Here is a 303-nt window from a genome sequence, read left to right on the forward strand (position 1 = left end):
GTAATCGCTCCCGGATAGTGCGGGTGTATTCGGGTATGGCTGCGGCTTTTTCGGCGGCTCTGTGGGCGTTCTGCTCCAAAAGGGCAAGTACGGCGGTGCGGTCAAAACCTTCCCCCAGCTTCCGGGCGGTGATGGGCTTGGTGCGCTCCGGCGTGAGGTAGGACAATCGCCCCCGGCTCTCCTAGACAGTCACGCCCTGCCGGAGAAGTAAAGCGGAAAACTCGTCATAGCTGGTAGCAGAGGACAGGGCGGCTCGGATAATCTGCCGCAACTTTTCCTTGTCCGTTTCAAACTTGGTGGGCT

1 pseudogene is annotated in these 303 nt (G+C 59.7%); it reads right to left on the reverse strand.

From position 1 onward, the window contains the following. Positions 1 to 303, reverse strand: a pseudogene (locus tag P0G09_RS18450) (relaxase); the annotation flags it as partial.

Source organism: Faecalibacterium sp. DFI.5.82, from assembly GCF_029076575.1.
GTDB classification, from domain to species: Bacteria; Bacillota; Clostridia; order Oscillospirales; family Ruminococcaceae; genus Faecalibacterium; species Faecalibacterium duncaniae.